The sequence below is a fragment of the Enterococcus sp. DIV0691 genome, from assembly GCF_051711145.1.
In the GTDB taxonomy this organism is placed as follows: Bacteria; Bacillota; Bacilli; order Lactobacillales; family Enterococcaceae; genus Enterococcus_B; species Enterococcus_B hirae.
Genome location: NZ_JBIOLY010000001.1, coordinates 883,903 through 904,511, shown reverse-complemented (window position 1 = coordinate 904,511; position 20,609 = coordinate 883,903). Strand labels below are relative to the sequence as shown.

General features: G+C 38.1%; 21 protein-coding genes. 3 read left to right on the top strand and 18 right to left on the bottom strand.

The window, feature by feature from the left end:
* Positions 1-942: 942 nt before the first annotated feature.
* From IGJ11_RS04115 to fabT, 11 genes are all read right to left on the bottom strand, one after another.
* The gene (locus tag IGJ11_RS04115) at positions 943-1,728 is read right to left on the bottom strand and encodes an acetyl-CoA carboxylase carboxyl transferase subunit alpha (RefSeq protein ID WP_010738133.1); all 786 of its coding nucleotides are present in this window, start codon (positions 1,726-1,728) and stop codon (positions 943-945) included.
* The gene (gene accD / locus IGJ11_RS04110) at positions 1,721-2,590 is read right to left on the bottom strand and encodes an acetyl-CoA carboxylase, carboxyltransferase subunit beta (RefSeq protein WP_010719670.1); all 870 of its coding nucleotides are present in this window, start codon (positions 2,588-2,590) and stop codon (positions 1,721-1,723) included. The genes IGJ11_RS04115 and accD overlap by 8 nt, the downstream gene beginning before the upstream one ends.
* Positions 2,591-3,970: an acetyl-CoA carboxylase biotin carboxylase subunit gene (locus IGJ11_RS04105; protein WP_094940947.1), complete on the bottom strand. Its 1,380-nt coding sequence runs from the start codon at positions 3,968-3,970 to the stop codon at positions 2,591-2,593.
* 7 nt (positions 3,971-3,977) lie between these two features.
* Complete coding sequence (gene fabZ, locus IGJ11_RS04100) at positions 3,978-4,397, bottom strand: 3-hydroxyacyl-ACP dehydratase FabZ (RefSeq protein WP_010719672.1); 420 nt, start codon at positions 4,395-4,397, stop codon at positions 3,978-3,980.
* Positions 4,398-4,420: 23 nt separating this feature from the next.
* Positions 4,421-4,915, bottom strand: coding sequence for an acetyl-CoA carboxylase biotin carboxyl carrier protein (accB, locus tag IGJ11_RS04095; protein ID WP_010738136.1), 495 nt, complete (start codon positions 4,913-4,915; stop codon positions 4,421-4,423).
* 2 nt (positions 4,916-4,917) lie between these two features.
* The gene (gene fabF / locus IGJ11_RS04090; RefSeq protein WP_010719674.1) at positions 4,918-6,153 is read right to left on the bottom strand and encodes a beta-ketoacyl-ACP synthase II; all 1,236 of its coding nucleotides are present in this window, start codon (positions 6,151-6,153) and stop codon (positions 4,918-4,920) included.
* Positions 6,154-6,170: 17 nt separating this feature from the next.
* Positions 6,171-6,908: a 3-oxoacyl-[acyl-carrier-protein] reductase gene (fabG, locus tag IGJ11_RS04085; RefSeq protein ID WP_010719675.1), complete on the bottom strand. Its 738-nt coding sequence runs from the start codon at positions 6,906-6,908 to the stop codon at positions 6,171-6,173.
* Positions 6,899-7,834, bottom strand: coding sequence for an ACP S-malonyltransferase (gene fabD, locus IGJ11_RS04080; RefSeq protein ID WP_181914875.1), 936 nt, complete (start codon positions 7,832-7,834; stop codon positions 6,899-6,901). Before fabD ends, fabG begins: the two co-directional genes overlap by 10 nt.
* 110 nt (positions 7,835-7,944) lie before the next feature.
* A complete protein-coding gene (locus IGJ11_RS04075; RefSeq protein WP_005876288.1) occupies positions 7,945-8,169 on the bottom strand; it encodes an acyl carrier protein in 225 nt (74 codons plus the stop codon).
* A gap of 46 nt (positions 8,170-8,215) precedes the next feature.
* Complete coding sequence (locus IGJ11_RS04070) at positions 8,216-9,178, bottom strand: beta-ketoacyl-ACP synthase III (protein ID WP_010738138.1); 963 nt, start codon at positions 9,176-9,178, stop codon at positions 8,216-8,218.
* 9 nt (positions 9,179-9,187) lie between these two features.
* Positions 9,188-9,628, bottom strand: a complete 441-nt coding sequence (fabT, locus tag IGJ11_RS04065) for a fatty acid biosynthesis transcriptional regulator FabT (RefSeq protein WP_010719678.1) — start codon at positions 9,626-9,628, stop codon at positions 9,188-9,190.
* Positions 9,629-9,973: 345 nt separating this feature from the next.
* On the opposite strand from fabT, the gene IGJ11_RS04060 reads away from it, so the two are divergent.
* Positions 9,974-10,846, top strand: a complete 873-nt coding sequence (locus IGJ11_RS04060) for a GIY-YIG nuclease family protein (protein WP_088766128.1) — start codon at positions 9,974-9,976, stop codon at positions 10,844-10,846.
* 342 nt (positions 10,847-11,188) lie between these two features.
* Here the strand turns inward: IGJ11_RS04060 and IGJ11_RS04055 are convergent, their stop codons facing one another.
* From IGJ11_RS04055 to IGJ11_RS04030, 6 genes are all read right to left on the bottom strand, one after another.
* Positions 11,189-11,419: a YkuJ family protein gene (locus tag IGJ11_RS04055; protein ID WP_010719680.1), complete on the bottom strand. Its 231-nt coding sequence runs from the start codon at positions 11,417-11,419 to the stop codon at positions 11,189-11,191.
* A gap of 86 nt (positions 11,420-11,505) precedes the next feature.
* Positions 11,506-12,393 (bottom strand): NAD(P)-dependent oxidoreductase, encoded by an 888-nt coding sequence (locus IGJ11_RS04050; RefSeq protein WP_088775583.1) that lies wholly within the window; start codon positions 12,391-12,393, stop codon positions 11,506-11,508.
* 89 nt (positions 12,394-12,482) lie between these two features.
* On the bottom strand, positions 12,483-13,706 hold the full coding sequence (locus IGJ11_RS04045) for a glycosyltransferase family 4 protein (protein WP_207433195.1): 1,224 nt from the start codon (positions 13,704-13,706) through the stop codon (positions 12,483-12,485).
* A 17-nt stretch (positions 13,707-13,723) separates the two neighbouring features.
* On the bottom strand, positions 13,724-14,767 hold the full coding sequence (locus IGJ11_RS04040; protein WP_014834761.1) for a glycosyltransferase: 1,044 nt from the start codon (positions 14,765-14,767) through the stop codon (positions 13,724-13,726).
* A gap of 173 nt (positions 14,768-14,940) precedes the next feature.
* Positions 14,941-16,668: a phosphoenolpyruvate--protein phosphotransferase gene (ptsP, locus tag IGJ11_RS04035; RefSeq protein ID WP_010719684.1), complete on the bottom strand. Its 1,728-nt coding sequence runs from the start codon at positions 16,666-16,668 to the stop codon at positions 14,941-14,943.
* Positions 16,668-16,934, bottom strand: coding sequence for a phosphocarrier protein HPr (locus tag IGJ11_RS04030; protein ID WP_010719685.1), 267 nt, complete (start codon positions 16,932-16,934; stop codon positions 16,668-16,670). The genes ptsP and IGJ11_RS04030 overlap by 1 nt, the downstream gene beginning before the upstream one ends.
* A 553-nt stretch (positions 16,935-17,487) precedes the next feature.
* On the opposite strand from IGJ11_RS04030, the gene IGJ11_RS04025 reads away from it, so the two are divergent.
* Together IGJ11_RS04025 and IGJ11_RS04020 are read left to right on the top strand one after the other, a co-directional pair.
* Complete coding sequence (locus IGJ11_RS04025) at positions 17,488-19,725, top strand: ATP-dependent Clp protease ATP-binding subunit (RefSeq protein ID WP_176581720.1); 2,238 nt, start codon at positions 17,488-17,490, stop codon at positions 19,723-19,725.
* Positions 19,726-19,928: 203 nt separating this feature from the next.
* Positions 19,929-20,249: a DUF1827 family protein gene (locus IGJ11_RS04020; protein ID WP_010719687.1), complete on the top strand. Its 321-nt coding sequence runs from the start codon at positions 19,929-19,931 to the stop codon at positions 20,247-20,249.
* Between the two features lie 98 nt (positions 20,250-20,347).
* Here the strand turns inward: IGJ11_RS04020 and IGJ11_RS04015 are convergent, their stop codons facing one another.
* Entirely contained in the window at positions 20,348-20,521 is a 174-nt protein-coding gene (locus IGJ11_RS04015; protein ID WP_207433193.1) for a hypothetical protein, read from the bottom strand.
* Between the last annotated feature and the right edge of the window lie 88 nt (positions 20,522-20,609).

The window sequence follows — 20,609 nt, the reverse complement described above, 5'->3', positions numbered from 1 at the left end:
GATGTCTCTTCCCAATGTCCATTTTGTTACGAAGCTGACAAAATCGTATGGATCATCTCCCCTGTAGCATTTATTTTACTTGTTCTAATCAAGAGTAAACGCTCAATATAACTAATTAATATTCTTGAATTTTGATCGTTTACCATAACTGTTTTGTTGTATGTATTTTTTTCATTGATTGAGGAAATCATTCAAGCTTTCTCTACTACTTATCATCTGAAGAAATTTTGCATCTACATGTTACGATTTATGTAAAGGTTCATAAGTGGCAGAATAACCTGCAACCTTTTAGACAGGAGAAAGATTTAAATATATCAAAAAAGGAAGTGGAGACAAAAGTAGTTAGCATCAAGAAATAAGAAGGGATTCCCGAAAATTGACAAGAAACACAAAAACTAGTTTTTTGCTGTTGATTGTTACCTACTTGGTGCTTCTCAAATTTTTCGTAAATTTCAGCAGATTTTCCGAATACGCTGCTTTTGTCTCATGTTTATTCGTTTTTAGAGATACTAGAAGCGACTGAGACAAGTTCTGTCCCAGTCTCCTTAAAAAATTATAGAGCCCATATTCATGCCAACCAAATGGTAGACACATAATTATATTCAACAGAGCGATTATCGCATTCCCATTTATGAAATCTCTGATGAATGATAGAGGATAATTTCCAATCCTTGTATTCCAATGTTTTTTAAAAAAGCAGACAGGTTAATAAAAAAACTATCAACGTGAACTAACAAAAAAATCTGAGACAGAATGAGATTCATTCTGACCCAGATTTGATTTCACACCATTCATCAGTCCTTAATGACAAAGAGTCGAAAAACTCAAAAAGCAATCGACCTCCAAAGCTACTCCTGTCATCTAACAGGAAACGGTGGGTAGGTCGATTGCTTTATTCATTCAATTTGGTGCATAACTGTTTGTTTTATTCTTTATAACTGTTTAAAATTTACGGAATCTTTGATAACGTCGTTCAAGCAACTCTTCAGTGGAAGTTTGACATAGTTCGGTCAATTTTTCAATCAATGATTTTTGTAACATTCGACTGACTTTTTCTTTACTTAAAGCTTGCCCATTTACTGTTTCCGGTATCACACGATCGATGACATCTAATTCTAATAATTCAGCTGCCGCAACTTTCATTAATTCAGCCGCTTCAGCTGCTCGACTACCATCTTTCCACAAAATCGATGCAAAACCTTCAGGAGATAAGACAGCATAAATCGTCTGTTCAAGCATCCAAACTTCATCAGCTAAGCCAAGAGCCAATGCTCCTCCGCTTCCACCTTCACCGATGATGATTGCAATGATCGGTACTTTTAGATCAGACATCTCTAATAGGTTTCTGGCAATCGCTTCTCCTTCACCACGTTCTTCTGCACCGACACCACAATAGGCACCAGCAGTATTAATCAGTGTGATAATAGGACGATGGAATTTTTCTGCCTGTTTCATCAGACGAAGTGCTTTACGATAGCCTTCTGGATGAGGCGAACCAAAATTTCTGCGAATATTTTCTTGAAGGTCTCGTCCTTTTTGGATCCCAATAACTGTGACAGGTTTTCCATCTAATTTGGCAACCCCACCAACGACTGCTTCGTCGTCTCCAAACAAACGATCGCCATGAAATTCTTGAAACCCCTCAAAGATATCTTCAAAAAAATCAAGACTCGTCCAACGATCCTTTTCACGCGCCAGTTGAACGATCTCATGTGCTGTTTTATCCATGATTTATCCAACCTTTCTGCGTATGCATTTCCAACAAATGATGGATCGTTTCTTTTAGTTCTTTTCTAGGAACGATTTGATCAACAAATCCATGGGTAAGTAGAAATTCTGCTTTTTGGAAATCTTCCGGTAATTCTTGTTTGATCGTTTGTTCGATCACTCGTCTACCGGCAAAACCAATCAAGCTTTGGGGTTCAGCCAAGATCACATCGCCTTCCATTGCAAAACTCGCTGTTACGCCGCCTGTAGTTGGATCGGTCAATACTGTTAGATAAAACAAACCGGCATTGCTATGACGTTTGACAGCTGCTGAGATTTTTGCCATCTGCATCAAAGAAAAAATACCTTCTTGCATTCTGGCTCCTCCAGAAGCAGTAAACAAGACAACGGGTAAGCCAGCTTTTTCAGCCCGTTCAAACAAACGGGTGATTTTCTCACCTACAACGGTTCCCATACTGCCCATGATGAAATTAGAATCCATGACACCAATCGCAAATGGCAGACCGTGAATCGTTGCTTTTCCTGTCAATACCGCTTCATGCAATCCTGTTTTTTCTTGCATAGTTTGGATCTTTTCTTGATAATCAGGGAAGTTCAAGGGATCTTTTGTTACTAAATCCGTGTCCCATTCTTCTAAACTTTTTTCATCGATGATCAATGCTAATCGTTGCCAAGCACCAATACGAAAGTTATAACTACAATGAGGGCAAACCTTCTCATCACCAATATCTTTTGTATAAATGATGTGTTTACAATTAGGGCATTTAGCCCACATATTATCTGGAATAGACGGCGCATTCGTTGGTTGTTCTGCTCGATTAGGATTAATTCGAATGTATTTTTTCTTTTTGAATAAAGCCATCTACTCTTCTCCTATCTCTGTTTCAGGTGTCCAGTTCGGTAAAAAATCTTCTTGTAAAAAGGCGGTACTATAGTCCCCTGCGATAACTGCTGGATGACTGATTAAATCCATTTGGAACTCCGCATTCGTGATCACTCCATCGGTGACCACTTCACTCAACGCTCGCTGCATTTTCATCAACGCCTCAAAGCGAGTGTCTGCATGAACGATCACCTTAGCGATCATTGAATCATAATAAGGTGGAATCGTATAGCCGGAATAAACGGCACTATCAACTCGAACGCCCATGCCTCCTGCTGGTAACAAAAGGTTTTTGATTGTTCCAGGTGATGGTGCAAAATGAAAAGCCGGATTTTCTGCATTGATTCGACACTCAATAGCGTGACCAGAGAATCGCACATCTTCTTGTTTGATTTCCAACGGTTGTCCCGCAGCAATTTCAATTTGTTTTTTTACCAAGTCAATGTTTGTAACCATCTCAGTTACCGGATGTTCGACTTGGATCCGCGTATTCATTTCCATGAAATAAAATTCTCCCGCTTCATCCATTAAAAATTCAATCGTTCCAGCATTTTCATAATTAACCGCTTTGGCTGCACGAACTGCCGCAGCTCCTAATTCATCTCTTTTATTCTGAGAGATGACCACTGAAGGGGATTCTTCTAATACTTTTTGATTATTTCGTTGAAGAGAACAATCTCGTTCGCCTAAATGAAGGACATGCCCATAATGATCACCAAGGATCTGTACTTCAATATGTCTTGCTGGATAAATGATTTTTTCTAAATACATTTCATCATTTCCAAAAGCCGCTGCTGCTTCTTGCTGCGCAGAAGAAAAATGTTGCGGTAATTCTTCTTTTGATAAAACTTTACGAATCCCTTTTCCGCCACCGCCAGCGGCAGCTTTAAGCATGACCGGATAACCAATCTTATCCGCTACTGTTAGTGCTTCTTCAACTGTTGATAATACGCCATCACTTCCTGGAATAACAGGTACATTGGCTTCTTGCATCAAGCGACGTGCATTGATTTTATTCCCCATCGCATCGATCGTTCGACTCTTTGGACCAATAAAAGCAATATTACATTCTTCACACATAGAAGCAAAACGGCTATTTTCAGATAAGAACCCAAAACCTGGGTGAATCGCTTCTGCTTTGGTCACGATGGCTGCACTCAAAACTGCTTGGACATTCAAATAGGAGTCCGTCGCTTTTGCAGGACCAATACAAATTGCTTCATCTGCCAATTGAGTATGCAATGCGTCAGCATCTGCTTGTGAGTAAACAGCAACAGTCTGAATACCAAGCTCACGACAAGCGCGAATAATTCGTACGGCGATTTCGCCACGATTAGCTATCAAAACTTTTGAAAACATAACTCACCTATCCAATCATAAAAGTTAATTCAGCTTCAGCAACTTTTTTGCCATCCACTTTTGCAATTCCTTTACCAATACCAGCAGAAGATTTGATTTTCGTAATTTCTACTTCAAGATACAGTGTATCCCCTGGAGTGACTTTTCGACGGAATTTTGCTTTGTCTAAACCACCAAAATAAGCAGTCTTTCCTTTAAATTGTTCCAAGGATAATAACGCAACTGCTCCTGCTTGTGCCATCGCTTCAACGATCAAGACACCTGGCATCACAGGTTCTTCTGGAAAGTGCCCTTGGAAAAATGGTTCGTTGATCGTCACATTTTTCTTTGCAATGATTCGTTCGCCTTCCACCATTTCTTCGACACGATCAATCAGCAATAGCGGATAACGATGTGGTATGATTTCTTTAATTTCTTGAATGTTCATATTGCTCCTCTTTCCTCTTTTGCTTAATTTGGTTGAATTCTAAATAGTGGTTGATCGTATTCAACAACCGCTTCATTTTCAACAAGAATCTCAACGATTTTCCCATCGACTTCGCTTGTGATTTCATTCATCAATTTCATTGCTTCAATGATACAAATCACTTCACCTTTTTTGACACTATCTCCCACTGACTTAAATTGTGGTTTATCAGGGGCAGGTTGTAAGTAGACGATTCCAACAATCGGTGATTTTACCTCGACACCTTCGAAACTTTCTTGTGATGCTTCGACAGATGCTTGAGGTGCTTCACTAACTGGCGTTTGTTGGATTGGTGTTTGAGGTACTACCGTATCTCTAGGCGCTTCTGTGGCTACTGGCATTGGAGCCATCGTTCCCATTCCACGACTAGATTCATTTTTATTCATATATAATTCAAATTGACCTTCTCTTAAATCAAATTCAGTTAAAGTAGATTGATCGAATTGACTGACTAATTCCTTGATCTCATTGATATTCAAGATTATTCCTCCCAGCGTTTCATACACAAGACCGCATTGTGACCACCAAAGCCTAACGAATTGCTCATTGCATAAGTCAATTGCGCTGGTTTGCTTTCATTGATGACAACGTTCAAGTCAATTTCCGGATCTTGTTTTTGGACATTGATGTTTGGTGGAATAAATTGATGTTCTAGCGCCATTAAAGTAGCTAACGCTTCAATCCCTCCAGCTGCACCTAATAAGTGTCCAGTCATGGATTTCGTACTGCTGACATATGTTTCTTTGAATGAATCACCTAATGCTAGTTGGATCGCTTTTGCTTCTGCTTGATCATTAGCGGGTGTACTTGTCCCATGGGCATTGATATAGCCAACATCTTCTGGCTTAATACCCGCTTCATCCATGGCTAATTTCATTGCTTTGGCAGCGCCTGAACCATCTGGTGTAGGAGCAGTCATATGGAACGCATCACAATTAGCGCCGTAACCAACGATTTCTCCATAGATTTTTGCACCACGAGCTTGAGCATGTTCTAAAGATTCGATCACTAAGATACCCGCTCCTTCGCCCATCACAAAACCGTTACGTTCTTCATCAAAAGGAATCGAACCACGAGTAGGGTCTTCAGCATTCGATAGAGCTGTTAGTGCAGCAAAGCCAGCAATTCCCATTTCACAAATTGTTGCTTCTGCCCCACCAGCTAGAATGACATCTGAATAACCATGTTTGATATTGCGGTAAGCTTCACCAATAGCATTCGTTCCGCTCGCACAAGCAGTAACGATTGCTGTACAAATCCCTTTAGCACCTACACGTAGTGCAATGTTGCCGGCAGCCATATTTGCAATAGCCATTGGAACAAACATTGGTGAGACACGTTGCGCGCCTTTTTCGTGTAATCGGATCACTTGGTTTTCGATCGTTGGCAATCCGCCGATACCGGAACCAACAATGACACCAAAACGATCTTGATCGATTTTCTCTTTATCTAGACCGCTCATCCCTAATGCTTCTAGTGCTGCATAGATCCCATAAATCGAGAACATGTCCATCCGTTTGCTGTCTTTTTTTACAAAATATTTATCGTATGGGAAATCTTTGACTTCACCTGCTAGTGTGATTCCAGTTTCTGTGGCGTCAAATTTAGTAATGGGAGCAATCCCATTCGTTCCTTTTTGCAAACTATCTAAAAAGCTTTCAGCATCATTACCGATTGGTGAAGTGACACCATAGCCTGTAATTACTACTCGATTCATTATTGTTTTCCTCCTTTTTATCCGTGCATCACGAGACCGCCATCAACATTGATGACCTGTCCTGTGATATAAGGACTCTCTGCTAAGAAAATCGCAGCATTCGCAACATCTTCCACGCTGCCAAAACGTTGCATTGGAATTTGTTTTACTACTTGCTCTTTGACTTTATCAGATAACACTTCGGTCATATCCGTAGCGATAAAACCAGGAGCAATGGCATTACATGTAACACCGCGTGCAGCCGCCTCACGAGCAACAGATTTTGTAAAACCAACGACACCTGCTTTGCTTGCTGCGTAATTTGCTTGTCCGACATTACCAATCAAGCCTGAAACACTTGACAAGTTGATAATTGCACCTTCACGTTTTTTCATCATTTTCTTTAAAACGTGTTGTGTCATATTGAATGTTCCTGTTAGGTTGATATCTAAACAAGCTTTAAAATCTTCTGCTGACATGCGCATCAATAATTTATCGTTCGTAATCCCTGCATTATTGATTAGAATATCGATTGATCCTAATTGTTTTTCTGCTTCTTCTACCATCAAACCAGCTTTTTCATAATCTGAGATATCGCCAGAAACACCGATGCAGTTCACACCTTGAGCTTTGATCTCATTGATTTTTTCTTCTGGAATTGCTTTTCGTCCATTTAAAACGATGTTTGCGCCTGCTTTTGCAAAAGCTAGCGCCACAGCAGCACCAATTCCTCTTGTGCTACCTGTTATAAATACGTTTTTTCCTGTTAGCTCCATAACATGCCTCCGATACTTGTCATTGTTTCTTCTAAAGTTTGTTGATTTTCTACTCTTAAAACCGGAATCGTTTTATCGATTTTCTTCATAAAGCCACTTAATACTTTACCTGGTCCAACTTCGATCACACGTTCCACACCAAGTTCTTTTAATTGATGGATGCTTTCATAAAAATGTACCGGCTTCATCACTTGTTGTTCAAGCAGAGTCGGTATCCGATCTTTGTTCATGATTTCAGTTGTCGTATTACTGATGACAGGAATTGTTGGCTCATTAAAAGTGATCGTTTTTAGCTCAACGGCTAATTTTTTTGCTGCTGGCGCTAAGATTGCTGTATGAAACGGACCACTCACATTAAGTGGAATCATTCGTTTGATGCCTTTTTCTTGCATGATTCTTACTGCTTCATCCACTGCTTGTTCTTCACCGCCAATTACGATTTGTTGGGGTGTATTATAATTTGCAGGCGAAACAATTCCTAATCGTTGAGCTTCCAAACAGCTTTCTTCAATCACTTCTACAGGTGCATTCATAACAGCTACCATTTTCCCACTACCAAGTGGTGCAGCCTCAGTCATAAAAGCCCCTCGTTTTGCCACTAAAGCGACTGCTTCACTAAACGACAAAGCTCCACTAGCTACTAAAGCGGAATATTCGCCTAAACTTAATCCTAGAGCAGCTTGAGGTGTAATCCCTCTTTCTTTCAACAAACGATAAAAAGCAATGCTGACCGTTAAGATTGCTGGTTGCGTATAAGCGGTTTGATTGAGTCGTTCATTTTCTGAAAAACACAATTCCGCCATATCATAGCCTAGAATATCACTTGCTTCATTAAACGTTTCTTTGACGATAGTTTCTTGATAGAGATCTTGTCCCATGCCTGGATACTGAGCGCCTTGTCCGCTAAATAAAAATGCTGTCTTCATGTATTTTCTCCAATATTTTTAGGATATATGCTCATGTCTTGATTTATTAAAAAGGACCAAGACACTCCTATTTAAGGAAAATGTCCCAGCCCCCAACCTAATCTAAATGATTATGCAGTTTGTTTTTCAACATAAGTTACTAAATCTTGAACTGTTTTGATGCCGTCTTCTGTTTCGATTTTCACGTCAAATTCGTCTTCGATTTCATTAATGATTTGGAATAAATCCAAGCTATCAGCTTCTAAGTCTTCTTGGATGTTTGTTGTTAATTTGATTTCTTCTGTTTCTTTTCCTAACTCTTCTGCAATAATTTCTTGAATTTTTTCGAATACCATAATATATATTCCTCCGATATTGTTTACAATTTTATGTTTTATCAGCTTACAGTTCCATGAGGATACTTCCCCATGTTAAACCTCCACCGTAACCTGTAAATACTACTTTTTGTTTTTTTCCTAAAGTGATTTGCCCACTAGCTACCGCTTCATCTAATAGGATTGGAATACTTGCAGCAGAGGTATTTCCGTATTTATCCATATTGGTTAAGAATTTTTCTTGCGGTATTTTTACCTTGCGTGCAATTTTCTCAATGATTCTAAGATTTGCTTGATGTAAAAGCAGATAATCAACTGACACATTTTGAGTGATGTCTTTAATGTTTTTTGCAACGTCTCTTACAGCAAAATCAAAGATATCTCTTCCTATCATTGATAAATAAAAAGAGCCTTTTGCATCCTTTACATACACCGGTGATCCGTTCGAATGATAGCCAGCTGTGAGTGACGATCCTCGAGTGCCATCTGCTTCCAGATGTTCTGCAATTATTTTCTGCTCTGTACCAGCTTCAAGTAACACACCACCAGCACCATCACCAAACAGGACAGCCGTTGAACGATCAGACCAATCGATTAATTTGGATAATGTCTCGCCACCAATCACTAATCCTTTATTTGAACCGCACCGAATCATTTTCTCTGCCATGCTTAAAGCATAAACAAAGCCTGAACATGCTGCACTAAGATCAAATGCAATTGCATTTGTTGCACCAAGTTTACCTTGAACCTGGACAGCCACAGAGGGTGTCGTAAAATCAGGAGACATGGTTGCTACAAGAATGAAGTCAAGTTCTGTCGGATCGATGTTCTTTTTTTTGATGAGCTTTTCTGCTACTAAATAGCAAAGATCAGAAGTTTCTTGATCTGTGACGCAACGCCTTTGTTTGATACCTGTTCGCGATGAAATCCATTCATCTGAAGTGTCCATCATTTTGGAAAGATCATCATTGGTAATGATTTTTTCGGGAAGGACACTAGCTGTTGCTGTGATCGTTCCAAATTGTTCCATTAAAAATCCTCACTTGTAATCTCGCAAAAAATCATGCAAGTTTTTCAATGCAGCCAGTAAAGCTTGCTGTTCGTCGGTAGCCATGCCATCCAAGATATTTTTGACCATTTCACGATGAAAGTGCTGATGGACACGATATAAAAGTTTGCCTTTTTTTGTCAGTCCTAATTTCACCACTCGTCGATCATCTTCACTTCGAATGCGTTCAACATAGTCTTTCTTTACTAACTTATTGATAGCAGTGGTCAAGGTCCCAACAGTAATCGACAGTTCTTTGGCTACTTCTGAAGTCGTTTTTTTCTTGTACATACCGATTGCCTCGATCGTATGCATCTCTGTAATTGACAAATCTTTGAACTGAGATTTTTTTAATTCAGATTCTTCGATTGTCAAAATATCATTGAAGACACTAACAAGATAATCATTTACTGTTTTCAAATCTGGTTCCATGTTCCACCATCCACTAATTAGTTTGATTATCAAATCATTTGATGTTCAAACTATATCTTAACTTTTTTCAAAATGCAACCTAAAAAGCTCATTTTTTTCGATTATGAACTTTTTCTAAGAAAAAATTCATTTTAAAATCCTATTAAATCAACAATCACCCATTTAAACATTAAAAATATTTCTCAAATAAATATTTTGATTATCAAACTATTTTTACTTAAGACTCAGCAAACGAAAAGGTTGTTCCTTTGCCGTAAATTTGATATAGTATTTTTTGATAAAAAAGGAGAAAGAACGTTGAAAGAAAAAGTAAAAAAACTCCCCTTGCTTCCTGGGGTATACTTGATGAAAGATCATACCGGAACTGTGATTTACGTGGGAAAAGCAAAACAATTAAAAAATCGTGTAAGTAGTTATTTTCGTCATAGTAAACAACATTCAAAAAAAGTTCGCCGATTGATTCATCATATCGCTGACTTTGATTTTGTCGTCGTGGATACTGAATTAGATGCACTATTGTTAGAATGTCAATTAATCCAGTACTACCGCCCTTTTTACAACCGTCAAATGAACTATTTTAGTAACTATAATTATTTACATATTACAAATAATGGTTTTTCCCTTTCGGATATGCCACTTGCCCGTACTTACGGTCCCTTTCGACTTTACAAAAAAATGCCGGCTATTTTACGCATCATTGAAGAAACCTATCAGATGCCGTGGCTGTCTGAAATCAGCCTTTTAGCTTTAAATACACAATTACCGGAAATGAATCAGTTGTCATTTGAACAAAAGAAAAAAGAGATTCAAAATCTGTTGCAAGGGCGCAATAAAAAACTAATCACTTACTTGAAGAAAAGGCAAAATCATTTTATCGAACAATTGAATTTTGAAAAAGCTGCCCAAATCCAACAAGATATTGAGTTATCCACAGCTTTCATTAAAAGAATACAGGCGCAAAAACTATTTCTAAGGACGCCTAAAATCACTTTCCATTTACCTCTGGCAGCGGACGAAACGAAACAAAAACATTATTTGATTTGTTACGGTCAACTGGCTGAAACGGCCATTACGTCTAATGATGAATCTCCTTATTTTTATTATGAAAATGCAAAAGCTGGTTTGTCCTTGAAGCGACAGTTGCAAAAAGAAGAAATTGACCCCGTCCTTATACTAATGAGTTACCATAAGAAAATTCTCGCCCAAAATGAATTGTAAAATAAAAAGAAACCGTGAACTACCAAACATTGGTCTACAGTTCACGGTTTCTTTTCGTTGTTTTATCCATTTAACCAATTATTCCCCTAATCTTCTCACTAGCCGAAAAAAATCTAAGGAAAAATAGGCGTCAGACTTTTTCTTCTGTTCATCGGAGCAATCTCTTGCTGATACAAACGCTTGTGGATAGAACACGCCCATCCTGGTCACTTCAAGAAGACTTCTTACGAACGAAGCCTGATCCATTAAGCCATAAAAAAAGCAGCTCTAAAGCACCAAGAGAAAATTTTCTAAAAAATCCTCTCTTGGTTGCTCAGAGCTGAACGCTTCTTTCATGATCTTTTATTGGATCAAGTCATAAATTTCCATTGCAACGATATCGATATTGTCAAATTCATATTGTTGATGTGAATCTGTTTCAGTTAATTCAAATGTTTCAGTTGCTTTGTCATAAGTAACTGTACATTTTTCAACGCCCTCTTTTTCAAAACGACGGACTTGCAGTTCATTATCTGCTGATTCGACCATTGCCTCCAGTCGTTTAATGATTGCAACTAATTGTGAATGTGCCATCGGAGGTCCTCCTTTTCTTATTTCTGTTATATTGTAACAAAAGCACAGACGACTTGCATTGATTTTCTCCAAAAAAAGCGAGTTTTTTAAGATTTTTTTTCTGGGTTCTTTCCTTCAGGCCACCAAAGCTTAATCAATGCTTGAGTACCGTCATTTTCAAATCCCTGATCTGCTAATTGTTCATATAATTTTAAAGCTTGCGTTGTCGCTGGTAACTTCAATGCCATTTTATCTGCTTCATCTAACGCAATTTTCAAATCTTTAATAAAATGTTTAACAAAAAATCCTGGCGTATAATCCTCTTTTAAAATACGAGGAGCATAATTACTTAATGACCAGTTTGCCGCACTGCCTCCTGAGACTGTTTCAATGACTTTTTCAAAGTCAAGTCCTGCTTTTGAAGCATAAGCAAGTAACTCGGTCATGCCTGTCATAGTCCCTGCAATCATGATTTGATTTGCCATTTTCGCATGTTGTCCTTTTCCTGCTGTCCCATGTAAAGTAAAAGTAGATCCCATCACTTGAAACAAAGGTAAAACTTTTTCATAGACACTTTTTTCACCACCAACCATGATTGTCAAAGTGGCATTCTTCGCACCCAGATCTCCACCTGAAACTGGAGCATCTAAAGCAGCTGCACCTTTTTCTGTGGCTGTTTTTGCAATTTTTTCTGCAAGCGTAGGGGTACTAGTTGTTAGATCAACCAAAATTCGATCTTGGACATCCGTTGCAAAGATCCCATTTTCGCCATAGTAAATTTCTTCTACATCTTTGGGATAACCAACCATCGAAAAGATGATCTCACTATTTTTAGTGACATCTTTAGGTGTTTCAGCCCAAATGGCTCCCTTTTTGACTAGCTCATCCGTTTTTGCTTTTGTTCGATTATAAACAGTTACTTCATGTCCTGCGTTCATAAGATGCTCAGTGATTGCGCGTCCCATGACTCCTGTCCCGATAAAACCTAATTTCATATTCGTGACCTCCTAAAAATCAAAAAATCTTTGTCTCTATGCTAAGTATACGCCAGAAACAAAGATTTTTTTAGGATAAATACCTAAATTTATCGTTTAAATGAGTTTAATTTGATTTTTATTCTTTCGATGGATGCCTCTTCTTCTTTTCGTTGCATTTCTTTTTCATGATAGATAATCATATCTTCATAAAATTCAATCATCGCTTCGCCAAAGTGCGTAGAGGAAATATCATATAATTTTGATTCCAATACTTTTTGGTCACGAGGGACTTCACTTTTTATATAATCAATAAGTGCTGGTGCGAAATCCTCATCGGTTTCAAATGTTTTCCCAAGGGAGGGATGATCAAACAAACGATTAAGATAAGCATTTCCCTCAATTACACAAGGTGTCCCTGAAGCCATTGCTTCCGTATAAGTTAAACCTTGTGTTTCTGAAGTTGAGGCACTAACAAAGTAATCAGCTGCTTTATAATACAATGCCACATCTTCGTTATCGACTTCTCCAGTAAATTGGACAAATTCATCCAATGCTAGTTCGTTGATTAGCTCTTGCAACTCTTCAAGGTAAGGCCCTTTGCCAACGATCACCATTCGTGCATTGGGATACGCTTTTAGAACTTGGGGAAACCCCTGGACCAATGCTTGAATATTTTTTTCATAAGAGATACGACTTAAAGATAAGATCATTAACTCATCATCTTTGATATTCAGCGATTCTCTGATTTCTTTGATAGCTTTTTGCGTGATTCCTTCCCTTTTAAATTTCTCAATATCGATCCCTGTAGGAATCACTCGAAGTGGTGCGACAACACCATAACTTCTTAATGTATCAATTACTCGTTCACTGGGACAGACAACCCCTGTTGTATGGTTAACAAATAAGCGGGAGAGATATCTGACATGAGATTGACGTATCACTTTGCCTTTAGCAATATAGTGTAGATAATCTTCATACATCGTATGATACGTATGGATCAATGGTATTTTCAGCTTTTTAGCAACCATTTTACCTAAAATCCCTGCACCAAATTCTGTATGAGTATGAATCAGTTCTAATTCAAGTTCCTTCGCTACTAAATAAGCGTACCACATACCTCGTACCACTATTCGCCGATCTTTAAAGGAAACGAATGGAACACTCGGCATACGAATGACGTCTTTTTCTATTTTATCAGCATTTGGATCGGTTGTCGTAAAAATATAGACTTCATGTCCATGTTTTTCTAGTTCATTTTTTAAGGTTTTGATCGATGTAGCAACTCCGCTTACCTGCGGAAAATAGGTATCGGTAAAAAAGCCAATTTTCATGATTTTTTGCCTCCAAACTACCCTTTATTATTTTGTCTTTCATTTATGGAAGAATCTGCTTCTTCTAACACTTGTGTATACACCAGTTTCAGTTGCTCACCAATTTTCTCAATACTTCGTGCTTGGGCAGTCTGATATCCAGCTGCCACTAGACTAGGAACTTCTTCTTCCACGATCTTTTTGATCAATACGGTAAATTCTTCATTAGAGCGACCCATGTAACAATTTTTTTTATCTTCTAACCAGCCATCATAGACTGGAATGTCTCGTACAAGAACATTTTGCTTACTTGCTAGTGCCTCTAATACTACAATTCCTTCTGTTTCTTCATAAGATGGGAAGAAAAAAAGGTCAGCGCCTGAGTATGCACCCTCAATAATTTCTCCCCGAATATATCCCGGAAAGATCACATTATCTGGGTGTTCTTCTTTCACAATCTGTCGGATATTTTTTGGGATCGAATACATAGGTACATGTCCAAACCAAATAAATGTATATTCTGGGAGTTTTTTTGCAATTTCTACAAAATCAATGATCCCTTTACGAGCAAAAAAAAGGCCAACACAGATAATCACTTTCTGATCTGGTGATAATTTGAAATAGTCGCGAAATTTTTGTTCTTTGATTGGATCTGGTTGATATTTTTTTAGATCAATCCCATTTGATATCGATTGGATCGGTAAATCTATGCCGTAACTTTCCAGTAATCTTTTAGAATATGGCGTAGGTGTGATGAGATAATCCGCCTTTTGATATAATCCCACTAAATATTTTTTTACTAATGGCGATAATTGATTAGAGCCAATAAATGAGTTACGAAAATCTTCCTCTGTTGAGTGAGCATGATAGACGATCTTCTTGCCGTCTTTTCTTGCTTTATTGACCATATTGTGACTATTGATACCATATGTATTGATGTGTAAGATATCATAGTCATCTTTACTATCTAGCGTGTAGGGAATCCCCATTTCTTTTAGAGCACGTTTTTGGTGGTCAAGCGCTCGTCCAATACCAGATTTCGCAAGTATTTTTTCACTTTCAAAATATAATAATACCTTCACCTTACGTCCTCCTTCATTTATATAGTATAACATAGCGCTGAACCTGTCACTCAAACTTAAGCCCTATTTTAAAATAACTCTATTTTTCATTCCTTATTTTTACCTATATGTAAAAATCCCATTGTAAAAAGCTGATACAGCTACTATCGCTGTACCAGCTTTTACTCGTAATATTATTTTACGTATTCATTTACAAGTTCAACGACTTCTTCCATCGTGTCACATTCTTTCAAAGCACGATCAGCAAGTTCAGCCATCTTCGTTGTATCTAAACGTTTCATTAAACTACGTGTTTTCAAGATTGATGTTGCACTCATTGAGAATTCATCTAATCCCATACCTACAAGTAGCGGAACTGCGGTTTGATCCCCAGCCATTTCGCCACACATACCAGCCCATTTACCTTCAGCATGCGCTGCATCGATCACGTTTTTAATCAAACGTAGGATTGATGGGTTGTAAGGTTGATACAAGTATGAAACACGTTCGTTCATACGGTCAGCTGCCATAGTGTATTGGATCAAGTCATTCGTTCCTACTGAGAAGAAGTCAACTTCCTTAGCAAACTTGTCAGCTAAGACAGCAGCTGCTGGAATTTCGATCATGATGCCGACTTGGATCGTATCAGATACTTCCACGCCTTCATTCAATAATTTTTGTTTTTCGTCTTCAAAGATTGCTTTTGCAGCACGGAATTCTTTAAGAGTCGCTACCATTGGGAACATGATACGTAAGTTTCCATGAACAGATGCACGTAATAATGCGCGCATTTGTGTACGGAACATTTCGTCACCTTGTTCTGACAAGCTGATTCGTAATGCACGATAGCCTAAGAATGGGTTCATTTCATGAGGCAATTGTAAGTAAGGTAATTCTTTATCGCCACCGATATCCATCGTACGCACGACAACCGGTTTACCTTCCATACCTTCAAGAACTGCTTTATATGCTTCATATTGGTCATCTTCAGTTGGGAAATCAGGAGAATCCATGTACAAGAATTCTGTACGGTAAAGACCAACCGCTTCCCCGCCGTTATTATGAACACCAACTAAATCTTTTGGTGTACCAATATTTGCTGCTAATTCAAAATGTTTGCCATCAGCAGTAACAGTTTCAGCATTTTTTAATTTTTCCCATTCTGCTTTTTGAGCAGCGTATTCAGCACCGATTTTTTCAAATTCAGCTTTTTGTTCAGCTGTAGGATCAACGATTACATCGCCTTCAATCCCGTTAACAGCTAACATGTCGCCTTCTTTGACTTTAGCAGTGATTTCTTTTGTACCTACGATCGCTGGGATTTCTAAAGAACGTGCCATGATCGCTGAGTGTGAAGTACGTCCGCCGATGTCAGTTACAAACGCTTTAACAAAATTGCGATCTAATTGAGCAGTATCACTTGGTGTCAAATCATGAGCAACAACAACTACTTCTTCGTTAATCATTGATGGATTTGGTAATGTCACACCTAGTAAATGCGCTAAAATACGTTTCGCAACGTCGCGGATATCAGCCGCACGTTCTTGCATATAAGCGTTGTCTTCCATAGCTTCGAACATACTGATATACATATCAGTTACTTCTTTTAATGCTGATTCAGCGTTTACGCTGTTATCATTAATGTTTTGTTTAATTTGACCAACCATTTCTGGATCAGACAGAACCATCAAGTGTGCGTCAAATACTTGCGCTTCTGCTTCACCTAAGCTTTGCGCTGCTTTTTCACGAATTTGTTGCAATTCTTCAGTAGATTTTGCTAAAGCATCATCTAAACGAGATGCTTCAGCTGCTGTATCTTCTACTGTTGTCTTACTGAATGTTAAATCCGGTTGAACTAGCAGGTAAGCTTTTGCAACGGCAACGCCGTCACTAGCGGCAATCCCTTTTAGCATTTCAACCATTATTCAGATAATCCTTCTTTCTTCATTGTATCAACGATAGCTGCCATTGCGTCTGCTTCGTCAGCACCTTCAGCTGTGATTGTAACGTCAGAACCTTGACCCACACCTAAAGACATAACGCCCATGATAGATTTCAAGTTTACTGATTTACCTTTATACTCTAAGTTTACATCAGAGTTAAATTTGCTTGCTGTTTGTACTAATAATGTAGCTGGACGTGCGTGGATTCCAGTTTCTGCTACTACGTGAAATTCTTTCTTTTCCATATTAATCGGTCTCCTTTAAGTGAGTGTTGTTTTTATGTGAGGGTTTTCTTTTTTAGCAGTTTACTAAGAACACTAATAAGTAGTACCCTTTCATTTGTAAAGATTACCATTTTTTCCCGATAGATACAACAGTTTTCATTTAAATTCAACTAAAAGTGTGGAAAATAATTAGCACTACTTTTAAAAATATGAATACATAGGATAACAACCGTATTCATTCTACCTCACTTCTTTTTTTAGTAGCTTTGATTCTCTTTACTGATCCCTCAGTAAACAAGCAAACAAAAATAGACTCTGCCAAGTGAAATATCTCCTTCTATTTATCATTTTTATCGAAGAACGACTTATTCATTTCTTCATTTATTTTGAAAAACTAAATACTTGCACGCGTCCTAAAATTTAGTATAATTATAGCCAAAGGTCAATAATGGTCAATAACATTTTTTACCTTTTCAACTTTTGAGTAAATGAGGGTTATTCTTTTACCTTCGTAGTCACGCGTTGTAAAATAGAATGGAAACATGTGAATCATGTGAAAGGACGTGAATCATTTATGCTTTGTCAAAATTGTGGGAAAAATGAAGCAACGATCCACTTATATGCAACAGTAAACGGACAGAGAACGCAACTTGATTACTGCCAAAGTTGCTATCAAAAAATTAAAAATCAACAAAATGGAGGTCTGACTAGTATGGCTCAAAATGATCCTTTTGGTTTTGGCAGCTTGGACGACTTATTCCGCTCCATGTCCCGCCAAATGCAACAGCAAGGAAACTATGAACAAACTCCTCCGACCCAATTTGGTGGTAACAACAACTTTAACGGCGGTCAACCACCGCAACAAGGAAATTCCGAAGGTCTTTTAGGAGAATACGGAATCAACATCACCGAACAAGCTCGTCAAGGTGACATTGATCCTGTGATCGGCCGTGATGATGAAATCAAACGTGTGATCGAGATTTTAAACCGTCGAACAAAAAACAATCCGGTATTAATCGGTGAGCCTGGTGTTGGTAAAACTGCCGTAGTTGAAGGACTTGCACAAAAAATCGTAGATGGCGATGTGCCGCAAAAATTAATGGATAAAGAAGTGATTCGTTTAGATGTGGTTTCTTTGGTTCAAGGAACTGGTATCCGTGGACAATTTGAAGAACGGATGCAAAAATTGATCGAAGAAATTAAGCAGGCTGAAAATGTCATATTATTCATTGATGAAGTCCATGAAATTGTCGGTGCTGGTTCTGCCGGTGATGGGAACATGGATGCGGGAAATATTTTAAAACCAGCTCTAGCTCGTGGCGAACTACAAATGGTTGGTGCCACTACATTAAATGAATACCGCATCATCGAGAAAGATGCAGCTTTAGAAAGACGGATGCAACCGGTTCGGGTCGTTGAACCTTCTGTTGAGGAAACAATCAGTATCTTAAAAGGATTGCAAAAACGCTACGAAGACTACCATCACGTCAAATATACCGATGAAGCAATCGAAGCTGCAGCTATTCTCTCAAATCGTTATGTTCAAGATCGTTTCTTACCAGATAAAGCGATTGACTTGCTTGATGAAACTGGCTCAAAGAAAAACTTAACGATTCAAATCGTTGATCCTAAAACCATTGATAAAAAACTTGAAGAAGCACAGGAACAAAAAATCCAAGCTTCTAAAGAAGAAGACTTTGAGAAAGCCGCTTATTATCGTGACCAAATCAGTAAATTAGAAAAGATGAAAGAACGTCAATTAACAGATGAAGAAACGCCTGTTATCACAGAAAAAGATATGGAAAAAATTGTGGAAGAACGTACGGGCATCCCCGTTGGCGATCTAAAAGAAAAAGAGCAAACACAATTGAAGAATCTTGCAACTGATCTAAAAGCACATGTGATTGGACAAGACGATGCCGTAGATCGTGTGGCAAAAGCTATTCGTCGTAATCGGGTTGGCTTGAGCAAGAAAAACCGCCCTATCGGATCATTTTTATTCGTAGGTCCAACTGGTGTCGGCAAAACTGAATTAGCCAAGCAACTGGCATTTGAATTATTCGGTTCCGAAGATTCAATGATTCGTTTTGATATGTCTGAATACATGGAAAAACACAGTGTATCTAAATTGATTGGTTCTCCTCCTGGCTATGTGGGCTATGAAGAGGCAGGTCAACTTACTGAAAAAGTACGTCGTAATCCTTATAGCTTGATTTTATTGGATGAAGTGGAAAAAGCACATCCTGATGTGTTACACATGTTCCTCCAAATTTTGGATGATGGCCGTTTGACTGACGCACAAGGTCGGACAGTAAGCTTTAAAGATACGATCATCATTATGACAAGTAATGCTGGTACAGGTAAAGTCGAAGCAAATGTCGGTTTTGGAGCAGCTCGTGAAGGGGTTACTCGTTCTGTTTTAAACCAACTAAACAATTACTTCACACCTGAATTCTTGAACCGTTTCGATGGAATCATCGAATTTAGCGCGCTATCAAAAGAAAACTTAATGACCATCGTTACCTTGATGCTAGATGAAGTCAATGAAATGTTAGCAGCACAACAACTGCATATCGAAGTGCCGACAAATGTCAAAGAAAAACTTGTTGACTTAGGCTATGACCCAGCAATGGGCGCACGCCCTCTTCGTCGAACGATCCAAGAACAAATCGAAGATGGAATTGCTGAATTTTATTTAGACCATCCTTCAATCCATGAACTAAAAGCAAAATTGGATAAAGAAGAAAAAATTGTGATCACTTCTAAACCAGAACGTTTAGTCAAAGAAACGACAAACGAGCCAGCAAACTAAACATCTGACAAAAACTTCGCTTTGCGACTGATAAAAAATGAAGCACCCATGAAAAAGCGACAGCTTTTCTCACGGGTGCTTCATTGCTCAAAGCGGATTTTTGATTGTTTTTTGACAAAAAGCAAAATACTGTTCTTTTCATTAGAAAAAAATTATAATGAAATTAAGTTGTATCTAAAATCTACATAAAAGAGGTGAGCGCCATGAAATTTGTCAATGTAACGAATAGTCATTCACGTTTGGTTTTAAACCAATTGGAAAATACAGATGCTCATATGGTGAAGGTTTACACTGCAGGCAATACAATGATTGTTTACACTGAAGCACCGGAACATAACGAGATTTTACTGATTAATGAAAAACGAAAAATACAACCCAAAGAAATTGAAGAAGTCAAAACGTACTTCCTCAATAAAATCCATGACGCCCTATATCAAGAAAACGAAATCCAAGTAATTGAATTAGATGACTTAGTTGAAATCTCGATTCCGAAACATCATCCCCACACTGAGGTTGCAATGTGATGATTACAAATAAACAAAAAAAGAAACCTTTTTTAGAAGGATCGAAGGATAATGTTTGATTTTATCCTTGATCCAGCTCATTTATAGAGCTGGATCTTCTAAGAATGATTGGTTTCTTTTTTTGGTGTTTTTCCTAGTCGAACGATTGCTCTTACTTCGTTAACGATCGATTCATTATGCTCCCAACCTTCAACATCTAACAGCCTGCATAAACGCTGCATTTCTAACTTTTTTCTTGCTTTACGTTGTTTTCGTTGCTCCAGTGTTTCCATCCGACTCCCCCTTTTTTCTTTTTATATGTACACATCTTTATTTTAATTCATTTTATTTCAAAGAATTTACCAATTTTTTTTTTTGCTT

Coding starts and splice junctions, on each gene's coding strand:
- IGJ11_RS04115 (WP_010738133.1), bottom strand. CDS start 1,728: ATGGATAAAACAGCACATGAGATCGTTCAACTGGCGCGTGAAAAGGAT.
- accD (WP_010719670.1), bottom strand. CDS start 2,590: ATGGCTTTATTCAAAAAGAAAAAATACATTCGAATTAATCCTAATCGA.
- IGJ11_RS04105 (WP_094940947.1), bottom strand. CDS start 3,970: ATGTTTTCAAAAGTTTTGATAGCTAATCGTGGCGAAATCGCCGTACGA.
- fabZ (WP_010719672.1), bottom strand. CDS start 4,397: ATGAACATTCAAGAAATTAAAGAAATCATACCACATCGTTATCCGCTA.
- fabF (WP_010719674.1), bottom strand. CDS start 6,153: ATGAATCGAGTAGTAATTACAGGCTATGGTGTCACTTCACCAATCGGT.
- fabG (WP_010719675.1), bottom strand. CDS start 6,908: ATGGAGCTAACAGGAAAAAACGTATTTATAACAGGTAGCACAAGAGGA.
- fabD (WP_181914875.1), bottom strand. CDS start 7,834: ATGAAGACAGCATTTTTATTTAGCGGACAAGGCGCTCAGTATCCAGGC.
- IGJ11_RS04075 (WP_005876288.1), bottom strand. CDS start 8,169: ATGGTATTCGAAAAAATTCAAGAAATTATTGCAGAAGAGTTAGGAAAA.
- IGJ11_RS04070 (WP_010738138.1), bottom strand. CDS start 9,178: ATGGAACAATTTGGAACGATCACAGCAACAGCTAGTGTCCTTCCCGAA.
- fabT (WP_010719678.1), bottom strand. CDS start 9,628: ATGGAACCAGATTTGAAAACAGTAAATGATTATCTTGTTAGTGTCTTC.
- IGJ11_RS04060 (WP_088766128.1), top strand. CDS start 9,974: ATGAAAGATCATACCGGAACTGTGATTTACGTGGGAAAAGCAAAACAA.
- IGJ11_RS04055 (WP_010719680.1), bottom strand. CDS start 11,419: ATGGCACATTCACAATTAGTTGCAATCATTAAACGACTGGAGGCAATG.
- IGJ11_RS04050 (WP_088775583.1), bottom strand. CDS start 12,393: ATGAAATTAGGTTTTATCGGGACAGGAGTCATGGGACGCGCAATCACT.
- IGJ11_RS04045 (WP_207433195.1), bottom strand. CDS start 13,706: ATGAAAATTGGCTTTTTTACCGATACCTATTTTCCGCAGGTAAGCGGA.
- ptsP (WP_010719684.1), bottom strand. CDS start 16,668: ATGGTTGAAATGCTAAAAGGGATTGCCGCTAGTGACGGCGTTGCCGTT.
- IGJ11_RS04030 (WP_010719685.1), bottom strand. CDS start 16,934: ATGGAAAAGAAAGAATTTCACGTAGTAGCAGAAACTGGAATCCACGCA.
- IGJ11_RS04025 (WP_176581720.1), top strand. CDS start 17,488: ATGCTTTGTCAAAATTGTGGGAAAAATGAAGCAACGATCCACTTATAT.
- IGJ11_RS04020 (WP_010719687.1), top strand. CDS start 19,929: ATGAAATTTGTCAATGTAACGAATAGTCATTCACGTTTGGTTTTAAAC.
- IGJ11_RS04015 (WP_207433193.1), bottom strand. CDS start 20,521: ATGGAAACACTGGAGCAACGAAAACAACGTAAAGCAAGAAAAAAGTTA.